A 1,823-nucleotide genomic window follows, 5' to 3' on the forward strand; every position below is an offset into this window, starting at 1 on the left:
GCCCGGTGCGGACCGGCGAGGCGTTCGGCCAGGAACGCGCGCTCGGCGTCGTTCCCGGTCAACTCCAGCGCCTGACAGTAGGCGGTAGCAGCCTCCTGCGAGCGACCCAGCCGATGCAGCAGGTCCGCCTTGACCGCCGGCAGGTACTGATATCGCGCGAGTCGGCCGTCCTTCTCCAACTTCGCAACCTCTTCCAGCGCCTGCGCCGGCCCGGAGACCATCGACACCGCCACCGTGCGGTTCAACGCCACCACCGGCGAGGGCCACACCGACAGCAGCTCGTCGTACAAGGTCACGATCTGCGGCCAGTCCGTCCGGTCGTAGGACGGCGCCTGGGCGTAGAGCGAGGCGATCGCCGCCTGCAGCACATAGCGGCCCGGTCGCCCGCCGCGCAACCCGTCCACGATCAGGTCGTGCGCCTCAGCCATCGCCGGGCGGTCCCAGAGCGATCGGTCCTGGCCCTCCAGTCGTAGCAGCCGACCGTCGGAGTCGACCCGGGTGGCGCGCCGCGCGTCGGTGACCAGCAGGAGGGCGAGCAGCCCCCGCACCTCCCGCTCGTCGGGCATCAGCTCCCGCAGCATCCGGGTCAGCTTCAGCGACTGGTCCACCAGGTCGGTGCGCACCAGCGATGCGCCGGACGGCGCGGTGTGTCCGGTAGTGAACAGCAGATGGATCACGCCGAGTACCGCGCGCAGTCGATCCGGCAGCTCAGCCGCTCCCGGCAGTCGGAAGGGGATCCGTGCAGCCGAGATCTTCTTCTTCGCCCGCGTCATCCGGGCGGCCATGGTGGGCTCCGACACCAGAAGCGCACGGGCGATATCGGCGGTCGTCACCCCACACACGAGTCGCAGTGTCAGTGCCAGCTGCGCCTCCTGCGCCAACGCCGGATGACAGCACATGAAGATCAGCCGCAGCCGCTCGTCCGGTATCACGGCCTCCGGCTCGACGACGGCCGGTTCGTCGACAGCCACCTTGTCCTCTGTCTCCTCGGACTCGACCAGCAGCGGGAGTTTCGAGCGGAATGTCTGCTCGCGCCGCGCCACATCCATCGCGCGGCGCTTGGCCGCGGTGGTGAGCCAGGCTGCCGGGTTGTTCGGGATCCCGTCGCGGGCCCAGCTCGTCAGGGCCGCGGCATACGCCTCCTGCACACACTCCTCGGCCAGGTCCAGATCGCGAGCGACACGCACCGTCGCGGCGAGCACCAGGGCCCACCCGCGACGGTGCGCGTCCGCGACCGCCGTCTCGACGTCTGCCCACGGCGTCATGCCGCGGCGGGCCGATCCGCGATGAAGCCGCCTTCGATGGGCCGCACCTCGACACCGCCGCCCTGCTGGGTAGCGGGATTGGCCCGAGCGATCTTCAAAGCGGCGTCCAGGTCGGACGCCTCGATGATGGCGATACCGGCGATGACTTCCTTGGCATCGACGAACGGTCCGTCCGTCACCACGTCGCCGCGGATCGAGGTCGCTGTGTCGGCGGCAGGCTGCAGCGCGAATGCCGCGACCAGGGCCCCGGACGTCACCATGTCCTCGAAGTTCCGGTCGTGGGCCTCACGCGCCCCAGGAACGGCCTCGGCCTCATCGGCGTGGGTCTTTGCGTAGATGAGGATCGCGTACTGAGCCATGGTGGCTGTCCTTCCACGTGGTTGTGGTTGCCTTACACCCCTACGTCGAACGGCCAGCCCGGATTCGACAGCCCTCCTCGAAACCTCTTCGGCCGATACCCGGCAACGTGACGATCACCCAAGCAGACGCGGCGGACCGGGGAGGGACCGGCCCCTCCCCGCCAGTCGCCGGTCTTGTCGACCGGACCGGCACGGAGGG

At 69.7% G+C, this 1,823-nt stretch carries 2 protein-coding genes; both read right to left on the reverse strand.

The features are described 5' to 3' along the window. Window positions 1-1,265: RNA polymerase sigma factor (locus ACFYO2_RS49575; RefSeq protein WP_388364108.1), on the reverse strand; the 1,265-nt coding region annotated here is incomplete at its 3' end. Then, window positions 1,262-1,624 (reverse strand): YciI family protein, encoded by a 363-nt coding sequence (locus tag ACFYO2_RS49580; RefSeq protein WP_388364111.1) that lies wholly within the window; start codon window positions 1,622-1,624, stop codon window positions 1,262-1,264. The genes ACFYO2_RS49580 and ACFYO2_RS49575, both read right to left, overlap by 4 nt. Window positions 1,625-1,823: the final 199 nt, after the last annotated feature.

It is taken from the genome of Streptomyces sp. NPDC006602, assembly GCF_042870385.1.
Classification (GTDB): domain Bacteria; phylum Actinomycetota; class Actinomycetes; order Streptomycetales; family Streptomycetaceae; genus Streptomyces.

Excerpts from the sequence above, each read along its gene's own strand:
- ACFYO2_RS49580 (WP_388364111.1), bottom strand. The coding sequence starts at position 1,624 with ATGGCTCAGTACGCGATCCTCATCTACGCAAAGACCCACGCCGATGAG.